Below are 23950 nucleotides of genomic sequence, written 5' to 3'. Positions count from 1 at the left end.
GGATAACTCCGGGCGTTATTTTTATGACGGTTGTTTTGCGTAAGATAAAAAGCCTGCTGCTGGGTTTACTGCTTCTCTCCATCCTGTTATGGCTGGCAGATCGACTCTCGCCGTTGCCGTTACGAGAGGTGGATCCCGCACGGGTTGTGGTAGCGGAAGATGATACTCCGCTATGGCGTTTTGCTGATAAAAACGGTGTCTGGCGCTATCCGGTTACGCTGGAAGAGGTTTCTCCCTGGTATCTGGAAGCACTGCTGACTTATGAAGATCGCTGGTTCTGGCATCATCCGGGTGTCAATCCGCTGGCGATTTTACGCGCCGCCTGGCAGGATCTGCGTGGTGGTGGAATCGTTTCCGGTGGCAGCACCCTTACCATGCAGGTAGCACGCCTGATCGATCCGCAGCCGCGTACCTTTGCGGGAAAACTGCATCAAACATGGCGTGCGTTACAGCTGGAATGGCATCTCTCTAAACGAGAAATATTGACCCTTTATCTGAACCGCGCGCCTTTTGGCGGAACGCTGGAAGGCATTGGTGCAGCCTGCTGGAGCTGGCTGGGGAAATCACCGGCGACGCTTACACGTGGTGAAGCTGCGCTGTTGGCAGTTCTGCCGCAGGCTCCCAGTCGCTTGCGTCCCGATCGCTGGCCAGAGCGAGCGCGGGCAGCTCGCGATAAAGTTCTGCTGCGTCTGGTAACCTACGGCGTCTGGCCGCGTAACGTCGTTGAAGAAATCATGGAGGAGCCGGTCTGGCTGGCACCGCGTCAGATGCCGCAGCTGGCACCGCTACTGGCGCGACGAACGCTCTCATTATCAAAGCAGAATAAAATCACTACCACCATCGACGCTTCACTACAGCGACAGGTTGAGGCACTGGCACAAGGCTGGAAAAGCACGTTACCACCGCGAACCTCAATGGCGGTGCTGGTGGTTGATCATACCACCATGCAGGTTCGTGCCTGGATGGGATCGGTTGATTTAAACGATGACAGTCGTTTTGGTCATGTGGATATGGTCAGCCGTGTGCGATCGCCCGGTTCGGTACTAAAGCCTTTTCTGTATGGGCTGGCGCTTGATGATGGATTGATTGCCGCTGAATCTTTGTTGCAGGATGTACCTCGCCGCTTTGGTGATTATCGGCCGGGAAACTTTGACACTGGATTTCATGGGCCGGTCAGCGCCAGTGAGGCGCTGGTGCGCTCGCTCAATCTTCCGGCGGTACAGCTGCTGGAAGCGTATGGCCCAAAACGGATGACCGCAGCCCTGCGTAATGCCGGGCTTATCCTACGTTTCCCTGCGGCGGCTGAGCCTAATTTGTCGCTTATTTTGGGGGGAGCCGGTGCAAGTATGGAGGAGATCGTGGCGGCATATGGTGCTTTTGCCCGTCACGGACGGGCGGCGCGGCTACGTCTGCTAAAGGACGATGTGCTGGTAGAACGGCCTCTGTTATCGCCTGGTGCCGCCTGGATTGTGCGGCGCATTCTTGCTGGTGAGGCGCAGCCACGGCCTGATAGCATGCTGCCTGCGGTGGTACCGCTGGCGTGGAAAACCGGCACCAGCTATGGCTACCGCGATGCCTGGGCTATCGGTATCAATGCACGTTATCTGATTGGGGTTTGGGTAGGACGTCCCGATGGCACACCCGTAGCCGGTCAATATGGCGTGGCTAGTGCCGTTCCGGTACTGAATCAGCTGCATCATCTGCTAATGGCTTCGCCACAGCTACGTGGGCGAGTTCTGCCTGTTGACCCGCGACCGACCAGCGTTAGCGCCGCTACACTCTGCTGGCCGGGTGGGCAGCCATTATCAGCAGATGACGATAATTGCCGCCAGCAACGGCAAAGTTGGATATTAAACGGTACTACGCCGCCGACGCTGCTTGCCGCAGGTCAGGAAGGTCTGTTTGGTCTGCAACAAACCGTCTGGATTAATGAATCCGGCGAACGGGTTGCTGCTGACTGTAGCGGGGCGCAGCCACGGCGCGTTGTGCTGTGGCCTATGCCGCTGGAGCCCTGGCTGCTTGCGGGTGAACAGCGATCGCAGCGCCTGCCGCCCGTTTCATCCAGCTGTCCGCCAGCGTTACAGCATAGCGCGCTGCCATTATTGATAACCGGCGTGCGTGATGGACAAGTCCTGCGCCGCTTACCAGGAAAAACGGAACTGACGCTCAGCATTACGGTGCAGGGAGGAGAAGGGCAGGAACGATGGTGGTTTCTTAATGGTGAAGTGTTGAACACAGAGAAAAAGGGGTTTACACAGCGGATGGTTTTTCAACGGGCCGGGCAGTATCAGCTCAGCGTACTGGATGATGTTGGTCAGGTTGCTACGGTATCTTTTCGCGTGGAGTGACAGGCGTCAGAGTGCATTAATAAGTCAGCTACGCGAAGCCGATCATATTTTTTCAGGAAATTGCGGAAACTCCGGTAGGCAAGCTGGCTTTACATCCCTATAATCGGCGCCGTTTTCACAGGTCGGTATCAAACTATTCACAACCGACTTAACCTGGAAGTTAAGACAGAGGTCAAAATGACAGTAGAACGTACCTTTTCCATCGTAAAACCGAACGCGGTGGCAAAAAACGTAATCGGTGCCATCTATAATCGTTTCGAAACCGCAGGTTTCAAAATTGTTGCTGCAAAGATGCTGCACCTGACCAAAGAGCAGGCAGAAGGTTTTTATGCTGAGCACAACGGCAAACCTTTCTTTGACGGTCTGGTTGAATTTATGACCTCCGGTCCGATCGTAGTTTCCGTCCTGGAAGGCGAAAATGCCGTTCAGCGTCACCGCGATCTGATGGGCGCAACTAACCCGGCTAACGCGCTGGCAGGCACGCTGCGTGCGGATTATGCTGACAGCTTCACCGAAAACGCGACTCACGGTTCAGACTCTCTGGAATCTGCGGCGCGTGAAATCGCTTTCTTCTTCGGTGAAAATGAAATTTGCCCGCGTACCCGTTAATTAACGGAACGTCTGGTTGCACAACGACAGTTACAATTTAATTGTCAGGTAATCCGGGCGCACAATAGCTTCGCGCCACAGTTATTTGTACAATTATGCGCCCTCATGAGTTTACTCAGCGAGGGCGCTTCTTTTTTATCCCTAACCAGGGCCATAACGTGTAATAACGAGGCCAGAGAAAATTATGTCCGAACATACTGTGACGCCGTCGTCTGTATCTCCTGCTGTTGTTTCCCCAAAAAATGAAAAAATTAATCTGCTCGATCTGAACCGTCAGCAGATGCGCGAATTTTTTATCTCTTTGGGTGAAAAGCCTTTCCGCGCCGATCAGGTTATGAAATGGATCTATCACTATTGCAGTGATGATTTTGATGAAATGACCGATATCAATAAGGTGCTGCGTAATAAGCTTAAGCAGTTAACCGAAATTCGCGCCCCGGAAGTGGCTGAAGAAAAACGCTCTACCGATGGCACGATTAAATGGGCCATTCGCGTCGGCGATCAGTTAGTTGAAACGGTGTATATCCCTGAAGACGACCGCGCTACGTTGTGCGTTTCCTCCCAGGTGGGCTGTGCGCTGGAGTGTAAATTCTGTTCAACTGCACAGCAGGGTTTTAACCGTAACCTGCGCGTTTCTGAAATTATTGGTCAGGTCTGGCGCGCGGCGAAAATTATCGGTGCTGCTAAAGTAACCGGCCAGCGTCCTATTACCAACGTCGTGATGATGGGTATGGGCGAACCTCTGCTCAACCTGACTAACGTCGTTCCGGCGATGGAAATTATGCTGGATGATTTCGGTTTCGGCCTTTCCAAACGTCGTGTAACCCTTTCTACCTCAGGCGTTGTACCTGCGCTGGATAAGCTGGGCGATATGATTGATGTGGCGCTGGCTATTTCTCTGCATGCGCCGAACGATACTATTCGTGATGAAATTGTGCCGATCAATAAAAAGTACAATATCGCCACTTTCCTCGAATCTGTACGTGGCTATCTGGCAAAATCGAACGCTAATCAGGGGCGCGTGACGATTGAATATGTCATGCTGGATCATATCAATGACAGCACTGATGATGCGCACCAGCTGGCTGAGCTGCTGAAAGATACGCCTTGTAAAATCAACCTGATTCCCTGGAATCCCTTCCCCGGTGCGCCTTATGGTCGCAGCTCCAACAGCCGGGTCGATCGTTTTTCCAAGGTTCTGATGAGCTATGGCTTTACCACTATTGTGCGTAAAACGCGTGGCGATGATATCGATGCGGCCTGCGGTCAGCTGGCTGGGGATGTTATCGACCGTACCAAGCGTACGCTGCGCAAAAAAATGGCTGGTGAACAAATATCTGTGAGAGCGCTCTGAAAGCGAGCAGGAAATCCTTTTTTCCGGCTTTACAGGCTGCCTGCCTTGCTGAGTTTGGCGTAACATACCAGACTTCATAGCAAACGGAGGCAGCATGCGTAAGGGATTACGGTGGCTGATGTTATTGTGCGCGCTATCGTTATCAGGTTGTAGCGTAGAGCGTCAGGCCAGTGCCAGTGGGGAAATACGCCTGCAATTAGGGCTGATTTATCTTTCTCAGGGTGACTGGCCAGCGGCAAGACGCAATTTACAGCGAGCATTGCAGGATGCGCCAAAGGATTATCGCGTTCTGCTGGCGATGGCGCGTCTTCATCAGCAACAGGGGCATATCGCCGAAGCGCAGCAGTATTATCAGGCGGCGCTGAAAAATGCACCGGAAAATGGTTATGCGCTTAACAATTACGGTGCGTTTCTTTGCGGTTTAGGGCAGTATGATGCGGCGCATCAACAATTTACTCTTGCCGCGGCACTGAATTCTTCCGTAGCAAGGGCTGACAGCCAGGAGCGCGCCGGTTATTGTTATCTGCAGCAGGGTGACTATGCAGCTGCACGACTGACGTTATTAGCGGCGTTGCAGATTGACCGGCAGAAAGCGGATGCGCTACTGGCGGAAGCTGAAAAACATCTTGAACAGCAGGAGCCGGAACCAACGCGGCTTTTGTTAGGGGTATATCATCACAGCGCACCTGCAACAGCAGAAAGCCTGTGGTTGGAGATTCGTTTCGCTGCGCTGGAACAGCGGGCCGTAGATGAAGCACGTTACGGTCAGCAACTGGCGCAAAATTTTCCACAATCGATACAGTACCAGCATTTTTTAGCTAATGAATACTGAAGCCACTCAAGATACAACAGCAGCAAATTCCACAGGTGCCCGCCTGCGTGCCGCCCGTGAGCAGATGGGTCTGACGCAGCAAAATGTTGCTGAGCGTTTGTGCCTGAAACTTTCAACCGTGCGGGACATTGAAGAGGACAAAGCGCCAGCTGATTTAGCGTCTACCTTTTTACGCGGCTATATTCGCTCCTATGCCCGTCTGGTGCATGTACCGGAAGAGGATCTGCTGCCGATGATGGCGAAGCAGGCACCGGTGCGGGCAGCAAAAGTCGAGCCGATGCAGAGCTTTTCATTGGGCAAACGTCGTAAAAAGCGCGATGGCTGGCTGATGATCTTTACCTGGCTGGTGGTCTTCGTGGTCGTTGGCCTTACCGGCGCCTGGTGGTGGCAAAACCATAAGGCAGCGCAGGCAGATCTGGTGTCATTATCCGATCAGGGCAACGTCAGCGGCGACAACAGCCAATCCATTCCTTTAACCGATACCAGCGGCGACAATAGCAGCGCTGCTCAGACATCCGTACCGGCGCAGCAGCCTGAAAGCACCAGCGTCCCGCTGAATAGCGCTGCCACCACCAATACAAACGCCAGCAATACGGCAGGCGATAGCGCTGCACCAGCGGTTACGGCTAATCCTGCCGCGCCTGCTGCCGTGGCCAACAGTAGTGACAATAATGTCGTTTCTCCCAGCCAGGCACCGGTTGATACCGCAACGGCTGCGGCTGATAATGCTGCTTCGCCTTTACCTGTCGGCAGCGCCAGCGTTAGCGAACCGGCGGCTGATGCCAATACCATCGTGTTAAATTTCAATGCGGATTGCTGGCTGGAAGTTGCCGATGCGTCCGGGAAAAAACTGTTCAGCGGGATGCAACGCAGTGGTGGTAAACTCAGCCTTTCCGGCACTGCGCCTTATCGTCTGAAAATTGGCGCACCGGCGGCTGTGCAGATTCATTACCAGGGACAGCCGGTGGATTTAAGTCGTTTTATTCGTACCAACCAGGTTGCTCGCCTGACGCTTGGGGCTCAGTAATCCCCCTTAGCGCTGCTTCGCGGCAATTATGGAGAAACAGCATGCATAACGAAGCACCCATTATCCGTCGCAAATCAACGCGTATTTACGTCGGCAAGGTGCCAGTGGGCGACGGCGCGCCTATCGCCGTCCAGTCCATGACCAATACGCGCACCACGGATGTGGAAGCGACGGTTAAACAAATTAAAGCGCTGGAGCGCGTAGGCGTAGACATCGTTCGTGTCTCGGTTCCCACTATGGACGCGGCGGAAGCCTTCAAATTTATCAAACAGCAGGTTAATGTTCCGCTGGTTGCCGATATCCACTTTGATTATCGCATCGCGTTGAAAGTGGCCGAATATGGCGTGGACTGTCTGCGCATCAACCCCGGCAACATCGGCAATAATGAGCGTATCCGCCAGGTAGTAGAATGCGCGCGTGATAAAAACATTCCTATCCGCATCGGCGTTAACGCTGGCTCGCTGGAAAAAGATTTGCAGGAAAAATATGGCGAACCGACGCCGCAGGCGCTGCTGGAATCTGCGATGCGTCATGTGGATCACCTCGATCGCCTGAATTTCGATCAGTTTAAGGTTAGCGTCAAAGCTTCTGACGTCTTTCTTGCCGTAGAATCTTACCGCCTGCTGGCAAAACAGATCGATCAGCCGCTGCATTTAGGGATCACCGAGGCGGGTGGCGCACGTGCAGGCGCGGTGAAATCTGCTATTGGCCTTGGCCTGCTGCTCTCCGAAGGTATCGGTGATACCCTGCGTATTTCGCTGGCGGCCGATCCGGTAGAAGAAGTGAAAGTTGGCTTTGATATTTTGAAGTCGCTGCGTATTCGCACCCGTGGTATTAACTTTATCGCCTGCCCAACCTGTTCACGTCAGGAATTTGACGTCATCGGCACGGTTAATGCGCTCGAGCAGCGTCTGGAAGATATCATCACGCCGATGGACGTTTCCATTATCGGCTGTGTAGTTAATGGGCCGGGCGAGGCGCTGGTTTCTACTCTGGGCGTTACCGGCAGCAATAAAAAAAGCGGCTTCTATGAGGATGGCGTGCGTCAGCGCGACCGTCTCGATAATGAGGATATGATCGACCAGCTTGAAGCACGTATTCGCGCTAAAGCGGCGATGCTTGATGAAACCCGCCGCATTGATGTGCAGCAGGTGGAAAAATAATTGTCGGCGTCATATCAATGGCGCGCTGACTGAACCTGAACGGCTTTGGCCGTGCAGGTTTTTTTCTGTTGAGATTCCGGCGCTATCGCAGGAACGACCGGAAAGTTTGTCCGGTGTAATTTGAATAAAGAGAGAAATGACGTGGCGAAGAACATCCAGGCCATCCGCGGCATGAACGACTATTTGCCAGCCGACACCGTTGTCTGGCAGCGCATCGAAGGGATTTTAAAGCAGGTATTGGCCAGTTATGGCTATAGCGAAATCCGTCTGCCCGTGGTTGAACATACGCCGCTGTTTAAGCGTGCGATCGGTGAAGTCACCGACGTGGTGGAAAAAGAGATGTATACCTTTGAAGATCGCAACGGCGAAAGTCTGACGTTGCGGCCTGAAGGCACCGCTGGCTGCGTACGTGCAGGTATTGAACATGGTCTGCTCTATAATCAGGAGCAGCGTCTGTGGTATATAGGGCCGATGTTCCGCTATGAGCGTCCGCAGAAAGGACGCTATCGTCAGTTCCATCAGATTGGTGCAGAAGTTTTCGGCCTCCAGGGGCCTGATATTGATGCCGAGCTGATTATGATGACTGCGCGCTGGTGGAAGGCGCTGGGCATCGCCGATCACGTTCGCCTGGAGCTAAACTCTATCGGCTCGCTGGAAGCGCGCGCCAGCTACCGTGAAGCGTTGGTTGCCTTCCTGGAACAACATAAAGATAAGCTGGACGAAGATTGTAAACGCCGCATGTACAGCAACCCGCTGCGCGTGCTGGACAGCAAAAACCCGGACGTACAGGTGCTGTTAAACGATGCTCCGACGCTGGGCGACTATCTGGATGAAGAGTCACGAGTTCATTTTGATGGGCTGTGCGCGCTGCTCGATAGCGTTGGTATCGCCTACACCGTCAATCAGCGTCTGGTACGCGGCCTCGACTACTATAACCGTACCGTGTTTGAATGGGTGACTAACAGCCTGGGCGCGCAGGGTACCGTTTGTGCAGGCGGGCGTTATGATGGCCTGGTTGAACAGCTGGGCGGGCGTGCGACGCCAGCCGTCGGTTTTGCGATGGGGCTGGAGCGGCTGGTGCTGCTGGTTCAGGCGGTTAATCCTGAATTTGAACCGTCCCGCATTGTTGATGTCTATGTTATCGCTTCGGGCCAGGGCGTGCAGGTTGCGGCGATGCAGCTGGCGGAGCGGGTGCGTGATACCGCCCCGACGCTGAAGCTGATGACCAACTTCGGCGGTGGTAACTTTAAGAAGCAGTTTGCCCGCGCCGATAAATGGGGTGCTCGCGTTGCGCTGGTGCTGGGTGAAGATGAAATGAACGCCGGGCAGGTGGTGGTTAAAGACCTGCGCAGCGGTGAGCAACAGACGCTGGCGCAGGACGATGTTGCCGCCACGCTGCTGACACTGCTGGCATAAAACCCTACGGCGCGAACAGTTAAGGAGAAGGATTGCGTGGAAGTTTACAGCAACGAAAACGAACAGGTGGATGCGCTCCGTCGTTTTTTCGCCAATAACGGCAAAGCATTAGCGATCGGCATCGTGCTGGGAATTGGCGTGCTGGGTGGCTGGCGTTACTGGAACACCCATCAGGATAGTTCCGCACGTGAGGTTTCGGCCAGCTATGAACAGCTCACCCGTGCGCTGGACAGCAGTAAGCCGCAAACGCTGGAAGCGGTAGCGAAATTTGTCAGTGAAAACAGCAACACCTATGGCGCGCTCGCTTCGCTCGATCTGGCGAAGCAGTATGCCGATAAGAATGAGCTGGCAAAAGCGGCCACGCAGTTGCAAAACGGAGTTAAAAATACCAAAGATGCCAATCTGCTGGCGGTAATGAATCTGCGCCTGGCGCGCATTCAGCTACAGCAGAAACAGGCTGACGACGCGCTGAAAACGCTGGATGGCGTAAAAGGCGAAGGCTGGTCTGCTATCGTTGCGGATATCCGTGGCGAAGCGCTGCTGAGCAAGGGCGATAAGCAGGGCGCCCGCGATGCCTGGAGCAAGGGGATCGCTTCCGAAGCGTCACCGGCGCTGAAAGAAATGATGCAGATGAAAATGAATAACTTAGGCTAAGCCATTCAAGAGAGAGCGCATGGAATTACGTAAATACCTGCTGCCAGGGCTGATTTCCGTCACCTTACTTAGCGGTTGCTCGCTGTTCAGCGGCGAAGAAGATGTCGTTAAAATGGCCCCGTTGCCGAAAGTGGAAAACCAGTTTGATCCGCAGGAAATATGGAGCACCTCCGTCGGTGACGGTATCGGCGACTTCCACTCAAATCTGCATCCAGCCTGGCAGGCCGATACCGTCTATGCGGCCGATCGTTTCGGTATCGTTAAGGCGCTGAACGCCATTGATGGCAAACAGAAGTGGAAGGTTAATCTTTCTACCGATAACGGTTTCTTCTCGAAAAATACGTCAGCGCTGTTGTCAGGCGGCGTCACTGCTGCCGGTGAGCATATCTATATCGGCAGTGAACGTGCGCAGGTGTATGCACTGAACAGCGAAGATGGTTCCATTGCCTGGCAAACCAACGTTGCTGGCGAAGCGCTTTCTCGTCCGGTGGTCAGCGATGGTCTGGTGCTAATCCATACCAGCAACGGTATGTTGCAGGGGGCTGGATCAGAGCAGCGGTGCGGTGAAATGGACGGTAAATCTGGACATGCCGGCACTCTCGCTGCGCGGTGAGTCAGCGCCTGCTACCGCATTTGGCGGTGCGATCGTTGGTGGTGATAACGGACGCGTCAGCGCGGTTATCCTCAACCAGGGCCAGCTTATCTGGCAGCAGCGTATTTCTCAGCCGAGCGGTGCGACAGAGATCGATCGTCTGAGCGATGTCGATACCACTCCGGTTATCGTTAACGGCGTGGTGTACGCGCTGGCCTATAACGGTAATCTGACGGCGCTGGATCTGCGTTCCGGTCAGATTTTATGGAAGCGTGAAATTGGCTCAGTGAAAGACTTTATCGTCGATGCGGGCCGTATCTACCTGGTCGATCAGGACGATCGCGTGATTGCGCTGAATGCTGACGGTGGCGTTGCCATCTGGCGTCAAAGCGATCTGCTGCATCGCAACCTGACCTCTCCGGTGCTTTATAACGGCTATATTGTGGTTGGCGACAGCGAAGGTTATCTGCACTGGCTGAATACGGATGATGGGCGCTTTGTGGCGCAGCAGAAGGTTGACAGCTCTGGCTTCCTGACGGAACCGGTAGTTGCCAGCGACAGACTGCTGATTCAGGCGAAAAACGGCGAAGTTTATTCTATCGCACGTTAATCGTCGGCATCTGCTGTACTATTGATAACGGCTCCTGGCCTACAGGGGCCGTTTCGTTTTTCTGATGGCGTGTTATCCTTAGCGCCTTCAACCTGAACCGGATAAGTTTGACTCCCTGTATTGTCCTGTTCCGGCTTCTGATTTTTAGTTTCGTAATGAGGCATTATCTATGATACCTGTGGTCGCGCTGGTTGGGCGTCCTAACGTGGGCAAATCCACCCTGTTTAACCGTTTAACGCGCACCCGCGATGCGCTGGTGGCAGATTTCCCAGGTCTGACGCGCGATCGTAAGTACGGGCGCGCCGAGGTAGAAGGACGGGAATTTATCGTCATCGACACCGGCGGTATTGACGGCACCGAAGACGGTGTGGAAACGCGTATGGCGGAACAGTCGCTGCTGGCGATTGAAGAGGCGGACGTGGTGCTGTTTATGGTTGACGCCCGTGCTGGCCTGATGCCAGCCGATCAGGCGATTGCCAAACATCTGCGTTCACGTGAAAAGGCAACGTTTCTGGTAGCGAATAAAACCGATGGCCTGGATGCCGACAGCGCGATCGTGGATTTCTACGCGCTGGGTTTGGGAGATATTCACGCTATCGCCGCATCGCACGGACGTGGCGTGACGACGCTGCTGGAAACGGCGCTGCTGCCATGGATGGATAAGGTTGTGCCAGCGGAGCCGCTGAGCGAAGAGGAAGAAAACGAGGCCTACTGGGCCGCGCTGGAAGCGAAAGAGCGTGGTGAAGATCCGGACGCCGAAGCGGAAGAAGAGGATTTTGATCCTACGGGGCTGCCGGTGAAAATCGCTATCGTAGGTCGTCCAAACGTAGGTAAGTCAACGCTTACCAACCGTATTCTGGGCGAAGACCGTGTCGTGGTTTACGATATGCCCGGCACCACGCGCGATAGTATCTATATTCCGATGGAACGTGACGAACGTGAATATATTCTGATCGATACCGCAGGGGTTCGTAAGCGCGGCAAGGTTACCGATACGGTAGAAAAGTTCTCGGTGATTAAGACCTTGCAGGCGATTGAAGATGCTAACGTGGTACTGCTGGTGATTGATGCCCGTCAGGGGATTTCCGATCAGGATCTGTCGCTGCTTGGCTTTATCCTGAATAGTGGGCGCTCACTGGTAATTGTGGTTAACAAGTGGGATGGCCTGTCGCAGGAAATTAAAGACCAGGTAAAAGAGACGCTTGATTTCCGTCTGGGCTTTATTGATTTCGCCCGTGTTCACTTTATCTCTGCGCTGCACGGTAGCGGGGTGGGTAACCTGTTTGAGTCAATCAACGAAGCCTATGACTGTTCAACGCGCCGCGTCGGTACCTCAATGCTGACACGCATTATGAATATGGCTTCTGAAGATCATCAGCCGCCGTTGGTACGTGGACGACGCGTGAAGCTGAAGTATGCACACGCGGGCGGCTATAACCCGCCAATTGTGGTGATTCACGGCAACCAGGTTAAAGACCTGCCCGATACTTACAAGCGTTACCTGATGAACTATTTCCGTCGTTCACTGAACGTAATGGGTACGCCGATTCGTATCCAGTTTAAAGAAGGGGACAACCCCTTTGCGGGTAAGCGCAATCTGCTGACACCTAACCAGCAGCGCAAGCGTAAACGCTTAATGTCACATTTGAAAAAGAATAAGCGTTAAGCTCAGGGGCCGCAGAAATGCGGCCTTTTTGTTTAGCGGAAGCGCCAGTATGATTTATCGCATGATTCTTTTTCCGGGCCGCTTTATCATTATGTGATACCACGACTTCGCTTCAGCCGTATCCAGTCAGGAGATTTGTATGCCTCAGTGCGAAAAATGTCAGCAGCCGCTGGTTTTCGACGATAGCGAGTTTTATTGCGAACAGTGCGGCACGCGCTATGAGAGACAGGCGCAATGTCCCGATTGTCATCAGCCGCTACAGGTGCTGAAAGCATGTGGCGCGACGGATTATTTTTGTCAGCACGGTCACGGCCTGATATCAAAAAAGCGCGTCGAATTTGTGGCGCAGCGCCTGCTTAAATAAAGCTTTTCGGTTAATTTATCCTGGCTGGCTGGTGGCTCTTTACGCAGCTTGGTTAACTTCTATCCTCCGATAAATGTTTTTGTTTACCTGTAACAGAAAGCTGGTTCAGGCTGCTTCTGCTTCTGCTTCTGCTTCTGCTTCTGCTTCTGCTTCTGCTTCTGCTTCTGCTTCTGCTTCTGCTTCTGCTTCTGCTTCTGCTTCTGTCTTTCTCCTTCTTTACCGATCTTATCCCCTCTCAATATTTTAATTTTTTGCAGCAAAAGTGCGGATTTTTATATTGTTGTTAATTTTTTGTTTATCTCATTACGTACCGATTGGTACAATTCGCTTCGTTGGTCTACCTTCTTTTTGAGCCGCGCAGCAGACGCTGGCGGTAAAAAGGCAGGATGCTGACGATGGGATAATTCCGTCCAAAGTTATCTGTATGTAATGGCTTGATAATAAAAGCCGCACTGGCCCGAAAAAAGGGTCAGGTGACTCCTGTTTTATTGCTAAGCCTTGGTTTCACCAGGAGAGTGTTATTATGGTTCAAACAACCACCCGGCCTGCAAAAGGTCTGGGTATATGGTGCATACTACTGGGTCTGGTGCTGCTGGCCACCGGGCTGTTCTTTGCTATCGCTGGCGGTAAGCTCGCAGCGCTTGGTGGTAGCAAGTACTTCCTGATCGCAGGTATTGTTACCATTCTGTCCGCTATTCAGTTTTTCCGGCGCAAAGCATCTGCCGTACTGCTGTTTGCGCTGGTATTCATCGGCTCGCTGATTTGGGCGCCTCTCGATGGCGGTTTTGATTTCTGGCCGCTGATATCGCGCCTGATGGTACCGACCGGCTTTATGATTCTTGCGTTGTTAACCTTGCCAGCTTTGCGTCGGCGGGCCGGTAAGGCACCTGCCGCTAAAGCCGCCTGGCTGGGCAGCGCCGTACTGGCGCTGGGCATGATCGTGGCGCTGGTGCAGATGTTTCAGCCGCATCCGACCGTCGCTTTTGATGGCGAGCCGCTGCCGCTGGTGCCGGTAGATAAAGCACACGCGCAGAAAAACTGGGAAAATTATGGCAACACCTCAGGCGGCAGCCGCTTCGTGGCGCTTGATCAGATCACGCGCGATAATGTGAAAGATCTGAAGGTCGCCTGGACATTCCATACTGGCGATATCCCGGAAAGCCCGACCGGTAACGGTGCAGAAGATCAGCAAACGCCGCTGCAAATCGGCAACCGTATCTATATGTGTACGCCGCATAACAACGTGATTGCAGTCGATGCCGACAGCGGTAAACAGATCTGGAAGCGTGAAATTAACGCGCAGTCAGAAGTCTGGAATCGCTGCCGTGGCCTGGCTTACTTTGATATCAATAAGCCGCTACCGCAGCCAACGGCACCTGATTCAACGCCGATTACGCCGGTTTCACTGCCTGCGGGTGACACATGTCAGCGTCGTATTCTGATGAATACCATCGATGCGCGTCTGGTCGCGATTAACGCGGATAACGGTGAATTCTGCCAGCAGTTTGGTCAGAACGGTATCGTCGATCTGAAAGCGGGCCTTGGTGACGCGCAGGATCCCAAATATCAGCTGACCTCCGCGCCAACCATGGCAGGTACTACCGTGGTAGTGGGCGGACGTGTTGCGGACAACGTTCAGACCGATATGCCTGGCGGCGTGCTGCGCGGCTTTGATGTAATCACTGGCCAAATGCGCTGGGCCTTCGATCCGGGCAACGCTGAACCGAACGCGCCGTTGCAGCCAGGCCAGACCTGGGCGCGCAGTACGCCGAACTCTTGGGCGCCGATGTCCTGGGATCCGGCGATGAACACTGTCTTTATTCCGATGGGCAGTTCTTCTGTCGATCTGTGGGGCGCTAACCGTACACCGCTGGATCATAAATATGGCGCTTCGATCCTCGCGCTGGACGCCACCACCGGTAAGGAGAAGTGGGTTTATCAGACCGTTCATAACGATCTGTGGGATTTCGATATCCCGATGCAGCCAAGCCTGATCGATTTCCCGCAGCAGGATGGCAGCACTAAACCCGCCGTGGTATTTGGTACTAAAGCAGGGCAGGTGTATGTGCTGGATCGTCTGACCGGTAAGCCGCTGACCGAAGTGAAAGAGCAGCCGGTTAATCCAGGTAATATCCCGAATGAGCAGTACACCAAAACGCAGCCGCGTTCGGTAGGGATGCCGCAAATCGGCGCGCAGACGCTGAAAGAGTCTGATATGTGGGGCGCGACACCGTTTGATCAGCTGGTCTGCCGTATCGCCTTTAAATCGATGCGTTATGATGGTCTGTTTACCGTACCGGGTACCGATAAATCCCTGAGCTTTCCGGGTTCACTGGGCGGCATGAACTGGGGCAGCCTTTCTACCGATCCGAATAATCATTATATTTTCGTTAATGATATGCGCCTGGGTCTGTGGGTGCAGATGATCCCGGCGAATACTGACGCGATTTCACGCGGCAGTAACGGCGGTGAATCTATCAATACCGGTATGGGCGCAGTGCCACTGAAAGGCACGCCGTATGCGGTGAATAAAAACCGCTTTATGTCGCCGCTGGGAATTCCCTGCCAGGCTCCGCCGTTCGGCACGCTAAGTGCTATCGATCTGAAAACGCGCCAGATCGTCTGGCAGGTGCCGGTAGGCACCGTGCAGGATACCGGGCCGTTTGGCGTGAAAATGCGTATGAAGATGCCGATCGGTATGCCGACGCTGGGCGGCACGCTGGCTACGCAGGGTGGGCTGGTATTTATCGCCGGTACGCAGGATTACTATCTGCGCGCCTTTGATAGCTCAACCGGTAAGGAAGTGTGGAAAGCGCGTCTGCCGGTAGGCAGTCAGGGCGGCCCAATGAGCTATGTCTCACCGACCACCGGCAAGCAATATATCCTGATTTCCGCAGGCGGCGCGCGTCAGTCGCCGGATCGCGGTGATTATGTGATTGCCTATGCGCTGGACGATAAGGCAGATAAGTAAAAGCCGCAGGGCCCCGTAAGGGGCCTTGTTTCATTCCGCGCCATGCCACCCCTTTTTAGCATCGATGTCTTGCAGGCGGCAGGGCTTTATCTCTAAGCTACTCTCCTTCTTTCCACAGCGCCTTCAGCTCCGGCGGCGCCAGGCTGTCAGGAATAACGATAACGATATCGCCGCTGTGCTGCTGCGTGCTGTAGCTGATCTGAATGCGGTAGTAGTACTGATCGCCGCGCCCTGCCTGAAGCGGCTTATCGGCGGGCTCACCCAGCGGTAGCGAATGACGCAGGATTTCACAAACCCGTTCCTTTTGTGGATCGGGCAGCTGCCCCAGCGCAATACGGCGCTGCCCGGCCAGTTTAGGTATCCAGGCAAAACCGCCTTCGCGCGCCAGATCGATCACGGCGTCGTCGGTCAGTTCCGGCAACGTTTTCATGATAAAACACCCGTTTCTTTCCATGCGTTTTCAATGGTCTGCGCCGTCGCTTTGTTAAAGCGGTTCTGGGCATGGCGCACGGTAAACTGCGCAAAGGTAGCGAAGTCCGCATCCTGTGGCAGCTCCTTATCACAGACGGTATCATACCAGGCACGCCCCGCCAGCTCCCAGGCGTAGCCGCCCAGCGCTTTCGCCGCCAGATAAAACGCCCGATTTGGAATGCCGGAGTTAAGATGGACGCCGCCATTATCTTCGCGTGTTTTAATATAGTCGCGCATATGACCGGGCTGGGGATCTTTACCCAACATCGGATCGTTATAGGCGCTGCCCGGCTCGGCCATCGAACGCAGCCCGCGTCCGTTAATGCCTTCCGCTAATAATCCTTCGCCAATAAGCCAGTCGGCCTGATCCGCCGTTTGACGACGATGAAATTGCTTGACCAGCGAACCGAAAACGTCGGAAACCGACTCATTCAGCGCACCGGCCTGTTCAAAATAGATCAGGCCCGCTTCCGTTTCCGTGACGCCGTGCGCCAGCTCATGCGCAACCACATCAATCGCGATAGTAAAGCGATTAAATATCTCGCCGTCGCCGTCGCCAAACACCATCTGCTGCCCGTTCCAGAAGGCATTCTGATATTCCTTGCCGTAATGAATGGTGCCTTTGAGCGTCAGGCCCTGATTATCCAGCGAGTTGCGCTGGTAAGCCTGCCAGAAAAAATCCCAGGTGACGCCGAGGTATTCCCAGGCTTCACTGGCCGCAACATCATTATTATCGGGTTGCCCTTCCTTACGCACCAGCGTACCGGGCAAACTTTCACTGTTTTGCGCATCGTAGATCTCACGATCGACATGGCCGCCGTTGGCGTTTTTGGGGGCCGTTGGCTTCTGCCAGCTTTGCGCCATCAGATGCTGAACGTGATTTAAAGTACGGCGCGCATAGTCCTGCTGATGTCCCGATCCATTATCGATAATTTTACGCAGGATATAGGGAGGGATAACCGAGCTGACAGGTAAACGAAGCATTAATGCTCTCCTTAGGCTGAAATAACCCTTATTGATGAAAGCTTATCCTGCTAAGTGTAGTTCAGATCTTTCCTGCGGCTGTTCGCCCGCTTCGACAGTTTATTTATCAAAAAGATTAATGATATGTGCCTCGTCGTAGAGCTGTGGATGGTGGGTGCTTAGCGCCGGTTTCATCTTATGCGCATTGAAGCTGCGCACCGATTCCCTTAGCGTCAGTTTTCCCTGTAGCAGCAGGTTGCAAGGCGGGGCGGCAGGCCGCAGCAGTCGGCGCTGTAGCAGTTGAATCGCTTCAAATCCCAGCTCATCGCGTGGCACCTGTACCGAGGTCAGGGGCACATCGTGGATCTCCGTCAGATTCCAGCCGTCGGTGCTCATTACGGAAATATCATCCGGCACCGACAGGCCCAGCTTGTGAATGGCTGCGACCGCGCCCATCGCCATAAAGTCGCTGCCGGCGAGAATCGCACTCGGCCAGCGGCTGCGATCGGGCAGGGCGCTGAGCCAGCTGGCGATCGCCAGCTCCGCCTCTTCAGCGCTGAAGCCGGTGGTGGCGATCAGATGCTGCTCCGCCTCAAAGGTCAGGTTCTGCCGCATCCACGCCTGGCGAATACCCGCAAGACGCCGCTCCATAGTGGTGCGTCGCAGGCACTGCAGATTGAGAATGTTGCGATGCCCTTGCTGAAACAGATAGCTGGCGGAAAACTCGCCGATCAGCTGATGATCGGGCGAGACGCTGTCGAGACGCATTTCACGGTCGCTACAGTTAATCAACACGCAGGGCTTATTCAGATCCGCCGCCAGCGAATGGATATGCGGATCGTCAATGCCGATAATCAGCGCCGCCTGGGTCTGCGGATGATTCATCCTTGCGACGAACAGCGCACTGTCGCTGTGCTCCTCTTCCAGCCCGCACGAACTGAGGTGAACTTCATAAGGGCTGAGCGCTTCAACGATGCTCTGAATCACCCGGTAGTAAAAAATATCGGTGCGTACTGAGAAGGCGCGTGGCGGCGCGAAAATTACCAGATTGTTCAGCATCAGTCGGCCCTGTGATAGCTGCTGCAAAATGCCGTGCTGACGCGCGCAGGCCATCACTTTCTGCCGGGCTGATTCACTGGTGTTGGCTTTGCCTGCCAGAACCCGTGAAACGGTACTAATCGATAGCCCGGTTTGATGAGCGATCAGAGTGATTTTTAACTTTCCGTTCATTTTGTGATCCCCTTCAAATCAGCGGATGAAAATTTTTTCACCAGCAGCGGTCAGCCTGCCGCTGTGGCTACAGACGATGCCGCCGTTGTCATCACGCCCGCGAATGAAAATCTTTGCAAAAAACATGGTTTCGTCCGCCAACGCCGCTGGCTAGTCTGCAACGGTGTCCCTGTTGGGCGGGCGCGGCGTTTCACTATGTGGATGGCGTGCCGGAAAAAGCAAATGATAATCATAGGGTTAAGCTGGTGACAGGACTGTTTTGTGAAAGCCGTCGCATTGCACCGCTGTTGTCGCCTTCGATACCCCACTGAAACGCCCGCTGGCGGGCGTGCCGTAACACAGACGGCGACGGAGAAGACAAATGAGTATTGAAACCGAACAGACAACCGTAGCCCGCTCCGCCCGCAAATTTAAAGCGTTGCGCTGGTGGATGCTGGCGCTCTTCCTGCTGGGCATCACTATTAACTACATCACCCGTAATTCGCTGGGGATTCTGGCGCCGGAGCTGAAAGACAGTCTGAATATGTCCACCGAGCAATATTCCTGGGTGGTGGCGGCGTTTCAGCTCGCCTATACCTTGTTTCAGCCGCTCTGCGGCTGGCTGATTGATGTGATCGGCCTGAAAACCGGCTTTCTGATCTGCGCGACCCTCTGGGCGCTGGTATGTATGCTGCACGCCGGGGCAGGAAGCTGGATGCAGCTGGCGCTGCTGCGCTTTTTTATGGGCGGTGCTGAGGCGGCCGCCACGCCCGCTAATGCCCGCGCTATTGCCGACTGGTTTCCAAAAAAAGAGCGTCCTGTTGCCGCCGGCTGGGCCGGAGTAGGCTTTTCTGTCGGCGCGATGCTGGCACCGCCGATTATCGTCGTCGCTCATCTGACGCTGGGCTGGCAGGGCGCCTTTCTCTTTTCCGGCGCGCTGGGGCTGATCTGGGTGGCACTGTGGTGGCGTTTCTATCATGCGCCGCAGCAGCACCCAAACCTCAGCCAGCAGGAACTGGAACTGATCCGCGAAGATAACGAACCGGATCTGCCGAAGCTGCCGTTTTTTACCTCGCTGGCGCGACTCTGCCGCGATAAGAAATTTTACGGCATCGCCATTCCCGCTTTTCTCGCCGAGCCGGCCTGGGCGGTCTTTAGCTTCTGGGTGCCGCTTTATCTCGCCACCGAGCGCGGGATGGATCTTAAACAGATCGCGCTGTTCGCCTGGCTTCCATTCCTTGCGGCCGATATCGGCAGCGTCGCCAGCGGCTATCTCACTAATCTGTATCGTAAATGGTTCGGCTTTCAGCGCATTAACTCAGTGATCGCCAGCTCCGTCACCGGCGCTTTTCTGATGCTGTCGCTGACGCTGGTCGCCGTAACTAAAGATCCTTTGCTGGCGATCGCCCTGATCTCTATTGGCGGCTTTGGCCACCAGGTGATCTCCTGCATGCTGAGCGCGCTGGTCGTGGAGTCGTTCGATAAAAACCAGATGGCGACGGTTAACGGCATGCGCGGCTCCTGCGCCTGGATCGCCAGCTTCCTTTTTTCCCTGCTGATCGGCGCGGTTTCCGACACGGTCGGTTTCGGCCCGTTGTTTGTGGCGATGGGCTTTTTCGACCTGATCGGCGCGCTGTTCCTGATTGCTCTGCTGGCCGAGCGCCGCGCTAAAAAACCTTAAATGCTGGAGTGGATATGAAGACGTTGAAAAACTGGACGCTGGCGGGCAAGTACGCCGACAGGATCGAATTGCGGGTTGACGGGCGGCATCTGTTTTGCCTCTACGTGCTGGAGGCGTCGCTGTTCCGCATCCTGATCAAACGCAACGGCGAGCTGGCGCTGGATCGCACCTGGAGCATCGCGCCGGAAGAGGACGTGCCCTGGGAGGGACGCGATCGTCTGAGCGTGGCGGGGTTCAGCCTGCCGGGCTATCAGCTGGAAACCTGCGATGACCGGCTGATAATCAGCAGTCAGAAGTTGCGCGTCACGATACATCAGCCGCTTTGGCTGGCATGGGAATATCTTGATGCCGATAACCAGTGGCAGCCATTGGCTGAAGATCGGCGTACCAGCGCTTATTTGCTGAATGAACATGGCGACGGCGTGGCGCACTATCAGCGCCGTTTCGTCAACGAACGCTACTATGGGCTGGGGGAGAAAGCGGGCGATCTTGAGCGCAGCGGCCGGCGTTTTGAAATGCGCAATCTTGACGCCATGGGCTATAACGCCGCCAGCACCGATCCGCTCTACAAGCATATTCCGTTCACCATTACCCGTCGCGAGCAGGTTAGCTTCGGCCTGTTTTACGATAACCTCAGCAGCTGCTGGCTCGATCTCGGCAACGAACTGGACAACTATCATCAGCCTTACCGACGCTATCAGGCGGAGGCGGGCGATCTCGACTATTACCTGATGTTAGGCCCACGCGTGCTGGACGTTACCAAAGCTTTTGTGCGGCTTACCGGTAAAACCTGTTTTGGGCCGAAGTGGAGCCTGGGCTACAGCGGCTCCACGATGCACTATACCGATGCGCCCGACGCCCAGCATCAGTTGCAGCAGTTTATCCAGCTCTGCCGCCGGCACGCCATCCCCTGCGACGCTTTTCAGCTCTCGTCCGGCTACACCTCCATCGGTAATAAGCGCTACGTATTTAACTGGAACTATGAAAAAGTGCCGCAGCCGCGCCAGCTGAGCGCCGCGTTTCATGAGGCGGGACTAAGGCTGGCAGCCAATATTAAACCCTGTCTGTTGCAGGATCATCCGCGCTATGAAGAGGCGGCGGCGCAGGGGCTGTTTGTCCGCGATTCAGAGACGGATGCGCCGGAGCGATCCTGTTTCTGGGACGATGAAGGTTCGCACCTCGATTTCACCAATCCCGATGCGATCCGCTGGTGGCAGCAGGGCGTCACCAGTCAGCTGCTGGAGATGGGGATCGATTCCACCTGGAATGATAACAACGAATATGAGATCTGGGATGGCGAGGCGCGCTGCCACGGCTTTGGACGGCCGGTAGCGATTAAGCACATTCGTCCGGTAATGCCGTTGCTGATGATGCGCGCCTCGCTGGAGGCGCAGCAGCGATTTGCGCCGCAGCGGCGCCCCTACCTGATTTCACGCTCCGGCTGCGCCGGTATGCAGCGCTACGCGCAGACCTGGAGCGGCGACAACCGCACCAGCTGGCAGACGCTGCGCTACAATATCCGCATGGGGCTGGGGATGAGTCTGTCAGGATTGTATAACGTTGGTCACGACGTCGGCGGCTTCTCCGGCGACAGGCCGGATGCGGAGCTGTTTGTGCGCTGGGTGCAGAATGGCGTCATGCATCCGCGCTTTACCATTCACTCATGGAACGATGACGGTACGGTAAACGAGCCCTGGATGTATCCCGGCGTAACGGATAGCGTGCGCGAGGCGATTCGGCTGCGTTACCGCCTGCTGCCCTATTTTTACACCCTGCTGTGGCAGGCGAGCGTCGATGATGAGCCGATGCTGCGGCCCACTTTCCTTGACCACGAGCATGATGTGCAAACCTGGCAGGAAACGGACGATTTTCTTCTCGGTCGTGACCTGCTGGTGGCGAGCGTGGTGGAGCCAGCAGAGCGCCAGCGTCGGGTGTGGCTGCCGGATAACGGTACGGGCTGGTACTGTTTCTGGAGCGACCAGTGGTACGGCGGCGGACAGTGGATTACGCTGGACGCGCCGCTGGAGAGACTGCCGCTGCTGGCGCGTGCCGGCGCGTGCCTGCCGATGTCGCAGCGCATGGCGCACGTGGACGCGGCGGCGGACGATCGGCGCGAGCTGCGACTGTTTCCCTTATCGGCAGGGCAGAGCGAAGGGCTGCTTTTTGAAGATGACGGCGAAAGCCACGGCTGGCGCGAGGGCGATGCGCTCTGGCTGCGCTGGCGAATGGATTGCAGCGCAACGCGCATTGCGCTGGAGGTATCGCAGGAAGGACGCTATCAGCCCGCGTGGCGGCAGCTGGATATTACGCTGCCGACTGGCGAACGGCGCGAGCTGTGGATCAACGGCGAGCCGGCGACCGCATATCGCCTGCGGCAGGCGGACTAAAAAGCCGGCGCTGTTTGTAACCGCTGACACCGCTGCGCATGGCGCAGCGGTAACGCTCTGGCGGGGCGATGCGCTCTTCCCACAGCGTAACGGTAATTTATGCCCGCTTTTTGCGGGTTTTCTTTAGCGGCGTGACGGCTTTGACTTCGCTTGCTACCCAGCCATCTTCCAGCCGGGTTTGCAGCGTATCGCCTGGTTTGAGCTGGGCCGTTTTCTTCAACACTTCGCCCGTCGGCGTTTGGGTAACGCTAAAACCGCGCGCCAGGGTTGCCAGCGGACTGACGCCTTCCAGGTGCGCAACCTGTACGCCGAAGCGCTGCTTATCCTGGCTCAGGCGCTGCTGCATCGCCTGCGTCAGCCGGTAGCGCCACTGCTGTAATAGCTGCTGTGCGTGATTAATGCTGTTCTGCGGCTGCTGGGCCGCCAGCCGCTGCGTTAGCCAATCCTGCTGGCGCATGGCGTGGCGCAGGTGTCCCTGCATCGCTTCATCCAGACGGCGTTGCAGGCGAAACAGCGCAGTTTGCTGCCGTGCCAGCCGTAGCTGCGGATGCTGCTGCTGTAGGCGATGCTGCAAGCGGGTAAAGGTACGCTGCTGCTGGGCCAGGTAATAATCCATCGCCATTTCCAGCCGCGTTTGCTGTGCCTGTAGCTGACGCATCAGCTCTACCTGATTGCGGCTGACAATCTCCGCCGCGGCGGAAGGAGTAGGGGCGCGTAAATCGGCGACAAAGTCGGCGATGGTGACATCGGTTTCGTGACCGACGGCGCTGACGATGGGAATGCGGCTGGCAAAAATAGCGCGCGCTACCCGCTCATCGTTAAAGCTCCAGAGGTCCTCCAGCGAACCGCCGCCGCGCCCGACGATCAATACATCGCATTCATTACGCAGGTTAGCCAGTTCAATCGCTCGTGCAATCGCCGCCGGTGCCTCGTTGCCCTGTACCGCCGTGGGATAGATGATGACCGGCAGAGAGGGATCGCGCCGGTGCAATACGCGTAGCACGTCGTGCAGCGCCGCGCCGGTAGCAGACGTAATTACGCCTACCTGACGCGCCGGTTCCGGCAACGGTTGTTTATGCTGCTGCTCAAACAAGCCTTCCGCCGCCAGCCGCTGTTTCAGCTGTTCAAACTGCTGTTGCAGCAAGCCTTCGCCAGCCGGGTGCATGCTTTCGACAATCAGCTGATAATCACCGCGCGGTTCGTAGAGCGTTACCGTAGCGCGCACCAACACCTGCTGACCATGCTGTGGGCGGAAAGTGACGCGCCGGTTGCTGTTACGGAACATGGCGCTGCGCACCTGGGCGGTATCGTCTTTGAGCGTAAAATACCAGTGACCAGAGGCGGGCTGGGTAAAATTAGAAATCTCAGCGCTGAGCCAGATCTGACCCATCTCGCCTTCCAGCAGCTGACGCACCGTGGTATTAAGGCGGCTGACGGTAAAAATATTAGCGGAAGGCGGTAGCGACATGTGATGAGGATCAAATAGTAAATCAGCAAGTTAATTAGTCGATACTACATGCCTCAGGCAGGGGATCAAGACATTTTCTGAAAAAAAGCTGGAGGCAACCGATTACGCCCTGTATAATGCCGCGGCAATATTTTATCTGTTCTCATTCACCCCAGGTTGAGATAT

Annotated in this window: 17 protein-coding genes and 1 pseudogene; 14 read left to right on the top strand and 4 right to left on the bottom strand. The window is 55.4% G+C overall.

The window, feature by feature from the left end; genetic code table 11:
* Positions 1-23: 23 nt before the first annotated feature.
* The 12 genes and pseudogenes from pbpC (at position 24) to C7M51_RS11710 (ending at position 15606) form a co-directional block, all read left to right on the top strand.
* A complete protein-coding gene (pbpC, locus tag C7M51_RS11765; RefSeq protein WP_160621963.1) occupies positions 24-2348 on the top strand; it encodes a peptidoglycan glycosyltransferase PbpC in 2325 nt (774 codons plus the stop codon).
* 177 nt (positions 2349-2525) lie between these two features.
* Positions 2526-2957: a nucleoside-diphosphate kinase gene (gene ndk / locus C7M51_RS11760; protein WP_160621962.1), complete on the top strand. Its 432-nt coding sequence runs from the start codon at positions 2526-2528 to the stop codon at positions 2955-2957.
* A gap of 184 nt (positions 2958-3141) precedes the next feature.
* Complete coding sequence (gene rlmN / locus C7M51_RS11755) at positions 3142-4311, top strand: dual-specificity RNA methyltransferase RlmN (RefSeq protein ID WP_160621961.1); 1170 nt, start codon at positions 3142-3144, stop codon at positions 4309-4311.
* A 94-nt stretch (positions 4312-4405) separates the two neighbouring features.
* Positions 4406-5143: a type IV pilus biogenesis/stability protein PilW gene (gene pilW / locus C7M51_RS11750; RefSeq protein ID WP_160621960.1), complete on the top strand. Its 738-nt coding sequence runs from the start codon at positions 4406-4408 to the stop codon at positions 5141-5143.
* Positions 5133-6170, top strand: coding sequence for a cytoskeleton protein RodZ (gene rodZ, locus C7M51_RS11745; RefSeq protein WP_160621959.1), 1038 nt, complete (start codon positions 5133-5135; stop codon positions 6168-6170). The genes pilW and rodZ overlap by 11 nt, the downstream gene beginning before the upstream one ends.
* 41 nt (positions 6171-6211) lie before the next feature.
* Positions 6212-7333, top strand: a complete 1122-nt coding sequence (ispG, locus tag C7M51_RS11740; RefSeq protein WP_160621958.1) for a flavodoxin-dependent (E)-4-hydroxy-3-methylbut-2-enyl-diphosphate synthase — start codon at positions 6212-6214, stop codon at positions 7331-7333.
* 141 nt (positions 7334-7474) lie between these two features.
* Positions 7475-8749 (top strand): histidine--tRNA ligase, encoded by a 1275-nt coding sequence (hisS, locus tag C7M51_RS11735; RefSeq protein ID WP_160621957.1) that lies wholly within the window; start codon positions 7475-7477, stop codon positions 8747-8749.
* 36 nt (positions 8750-8785) lie between these two features.
* Positions 8786-9403 (top strand): YfgM family protein, encoded by a 618-nt coding sequence (locus C7M51_RS11730; RefSeq protein WP_160621956.1) that lies wholly within the window; start codon positions 8786-8788, stop codon positions 9401-9403.
* Between the two features lie 19 nt (positions 9404-9422).
* Positions 9423-10605 (top strand): annotated as a pseudogene (gene bamB, locus C7M51_RS11725) (outer membrane protein assembly factor BamB).
* 169 nt (positions 10606-10774) lie between these two features.
* Positions 10775-12271: a ribosome biogenesis GTPase Der gene (der, locus tag C7M51_RS11720; protein WP_160621955.1), complete on the top strand. Its 1497-nt coding sequence runs from the start codon at positions 10775-10777 to the stop codon at positions 12269-12271.
* A gap of 139 nt (positions 12272-12410) precedes the next feature.
* Positions 12411-12635 carry a zinc ribbon domain-containing protein gene (locus C7M51_RS11715; RefSeq protein ID WP_160621954.1) on the top strand — a complete coding sequence of 75 codons (225 nt, stop codon included), beginning with the start codon at positions 12411-12413 and terminating at the stop codon, positions 12633-12635.
* A 523-nt stretch (positions 12636-13158) separates the two neighbouring features.
* Positions 13159-15606, top strand: coding sequence for a glucose/quinate/shikimate family membrane-bound PQQ-dependent dehydrogenase (locus tag C7M51_RS11710; RefSeq protein WP_160621953.1), 2448 nt, complete (start codon positions 13159-13161; stop codon positions 15604-15606).
* A gap of 97 nt (positions 15607-15703) precedes the next feature.
* Here C7M51_RS11710 and C7M51_RS11705 read toward each other — a convergent pair whose 3' ends face one another.
* From C7M51_RS11705 to C7M51_RS11695, 3 genes are all read right to left on the bottom strand, one after another.
* Positions 15704-16036: a protealysin inhibitor emfourin gene (locus C7M51_RS11705; RefSeq protein WP_160621952.1), complete on the bottom strand. Its 333-nt coding sequence runs from the start codon at positions 16034-16036 to the stop codon at positions 15704-15706.
* Positions 16033-17061: a M4 family metallopeptidase gene (locus tag C7M51_RS11700; RefSeq protein WP_160621951.1), complete on the bottom strand. Its 1029-nt coding sequence runs from the start codon at positions 17059-17061 to the stop codon at positions 16033-16035. The genes C7M51_RS11705 and C7M51_RS11700 overlap by 4 nt, the downstream gene beginning before the upstream one ends.
* A 99-nt stretch (positions 17062-17160) precedes the next feature.
* A complete protein-coding gene (locus tag C7M51_RS11695; RefSeq protein WP_160621950.1) occupies positions 17161-18270 on the bottom strand; it encodes a LacI family DNA-binding transcriptional regulator in 1110 nt (369 codons plus the stop codon).
* 361 nt (positions 18271-18631) lie between these two features.
* Here C7M51_RS11695 and C7M51_RS11690 point away from each other — a divergent pair, with 361 nt between their 5' ends.
* Positions 18632-19930 carry an MFS transporter gene (locus C7M51_RS11690; protein WP_160621949.1) on the top strand — a complete coding sequence of 433 codons (1299 nt, stop codon included), beginning with the start codon at positions 18632-18634 and terminating at the stop codon, positions 19928-19930.
* Between the two features lie 14 nt (positions 19931-19944).
* Positions 19945-22317: a glycoside hydrolase family 31 protein gene (locus tag C7M51_RS11685; protein ID WP_160621948.1), complete on the top strand. Its 2373-nt coding sequence runs from the start codon at positions 19945-19947 to the stop codon at positions 22315-22317.
* A 97-nt stretch (positions 22318-22414) separates the two neighbouring features.
* Here C7M51_RS11685 and xseA read toward each other — a convergent pair whose 3' ends face one another.
* A complete protein-coding gene (gene xseA / locus C7M51_RS11680) occupies positions 22415-23785 on the bottom strand; it encodes an exodeoxyribonuclease VII large subunit (protein WP_160621947.1) in 1371 nt (456 codons plus the stop codon).
* Between the last annotated feature and the right edge of the window lie 165 nt (positions 23786-23950).

It is taken from the genome of Mixta intestinalis (genome assembly GCF_009914055.1).
Lineage (GTDB): Bacteria > Pseudomonadota > Gammaproteobacteria > Enterobacterales > Enterobacteriaceae > Mixta > Mixta intestinalis.
This window is presented reverse-complemented; position numbering and strand designations above follow the sequence as displayed.

Coding starts and splice junctions, on each gene's coding strand:
- pbpC (WP_160621963.1), top strand. CDS start 24: ATGACGGTTGTTTTGCGTAAGATAAAAAGCCTGCTGCTGGGTTTACTG.
- ndk (WP_160621962.1), top strand. CDS start 2,526: ATGACAGTAGAACGTACCTTTTCCATCGTAAAACCGAACGCGGTGGCA.
- rlmN (WP_160621961.1), top strand. CDS start 3,142: ATGTCCGAACATACTGTGACGCCGTCGTCTGTATCTCCTGCTGTTGTT.
- pilW (WP_160621960.1), top strand. CDS start 4,406: ATGCGTAAGGGATTACGGTGGCTGATGTTATTGTGCGCGCTATCGTTA.
- rodZ (WP_160621959.1), top strand. CDS start 5,133: ATGAATACTGAAGCCACTCAAGATACAACAGCAGCAAATTCCACAGGT.
- ispG (WP_160621958.1), top strand. CDS start 6,212: ATGCATAACGAAGCACCCATTATCCGTCGCAAATCAACGCGTATTTAC.
- der (WP_160621955.1), top strand. CDS start 10,775: ATGATACCTGTGGTCGCGCTGGTTGGGCGTCCTAACGTGGGCAAATCC.
- C7M51_RS11715 (WP_160621954.1), top strand. CDS start 12,411: ATGCCTCAGTGCGAAAAATGTCAGCAGCCGCTGGTTTTCGACGATAGC.
- C7M51_RS11710 (WP_160621953.1), top strand. CDS start 13,159: ATGGTTCAAACAACCACCCGGCCTGCAAAAGGTCTGGGTATATGGTGC.
- C7M51_RS11705 (WP_160621952.1), bottom strand. CDS start 16,036: ATGAAAACGTTGCCGGAACTGACCGACGACGCCGTGATCGATCTGGCG.
- C7M51_RS11700 (WP_160621951.1), bottom strand. CDS start 17,061: ATGCTTCGTTTACCTGTCAGCTCGGTTATCCCTCCCTATATCCTGCGT.
- C7M51_RS11695 (WP_160621950.1), bottom strand. CDS start 18,270: ATGAACGGAAAGTTAAAAATCACTCTGATCGCTCATCAAACCGGGCTA.
- C7M51_RS11690 (WP_160621949.1), top strand. CDS start 18,632: ATGAGTATTGAAACCGAACAGACAACCGTAGCCCGCTCCGCCCGCAAA.
- C7M51_RS11685 (WP_160621948.1), top strand. CDS start 19,945: ATGAAGACGTTGAAAAACTGGACGCTGGCGGGCAAGTACGCCGACAGG.
- xseA (WP_160621947.1), bottom strand. CDS start 23,785: ATGTCGCTACCGCCTTCCGCTAATATTTTTACCGTCAGCCGCCTTAAT.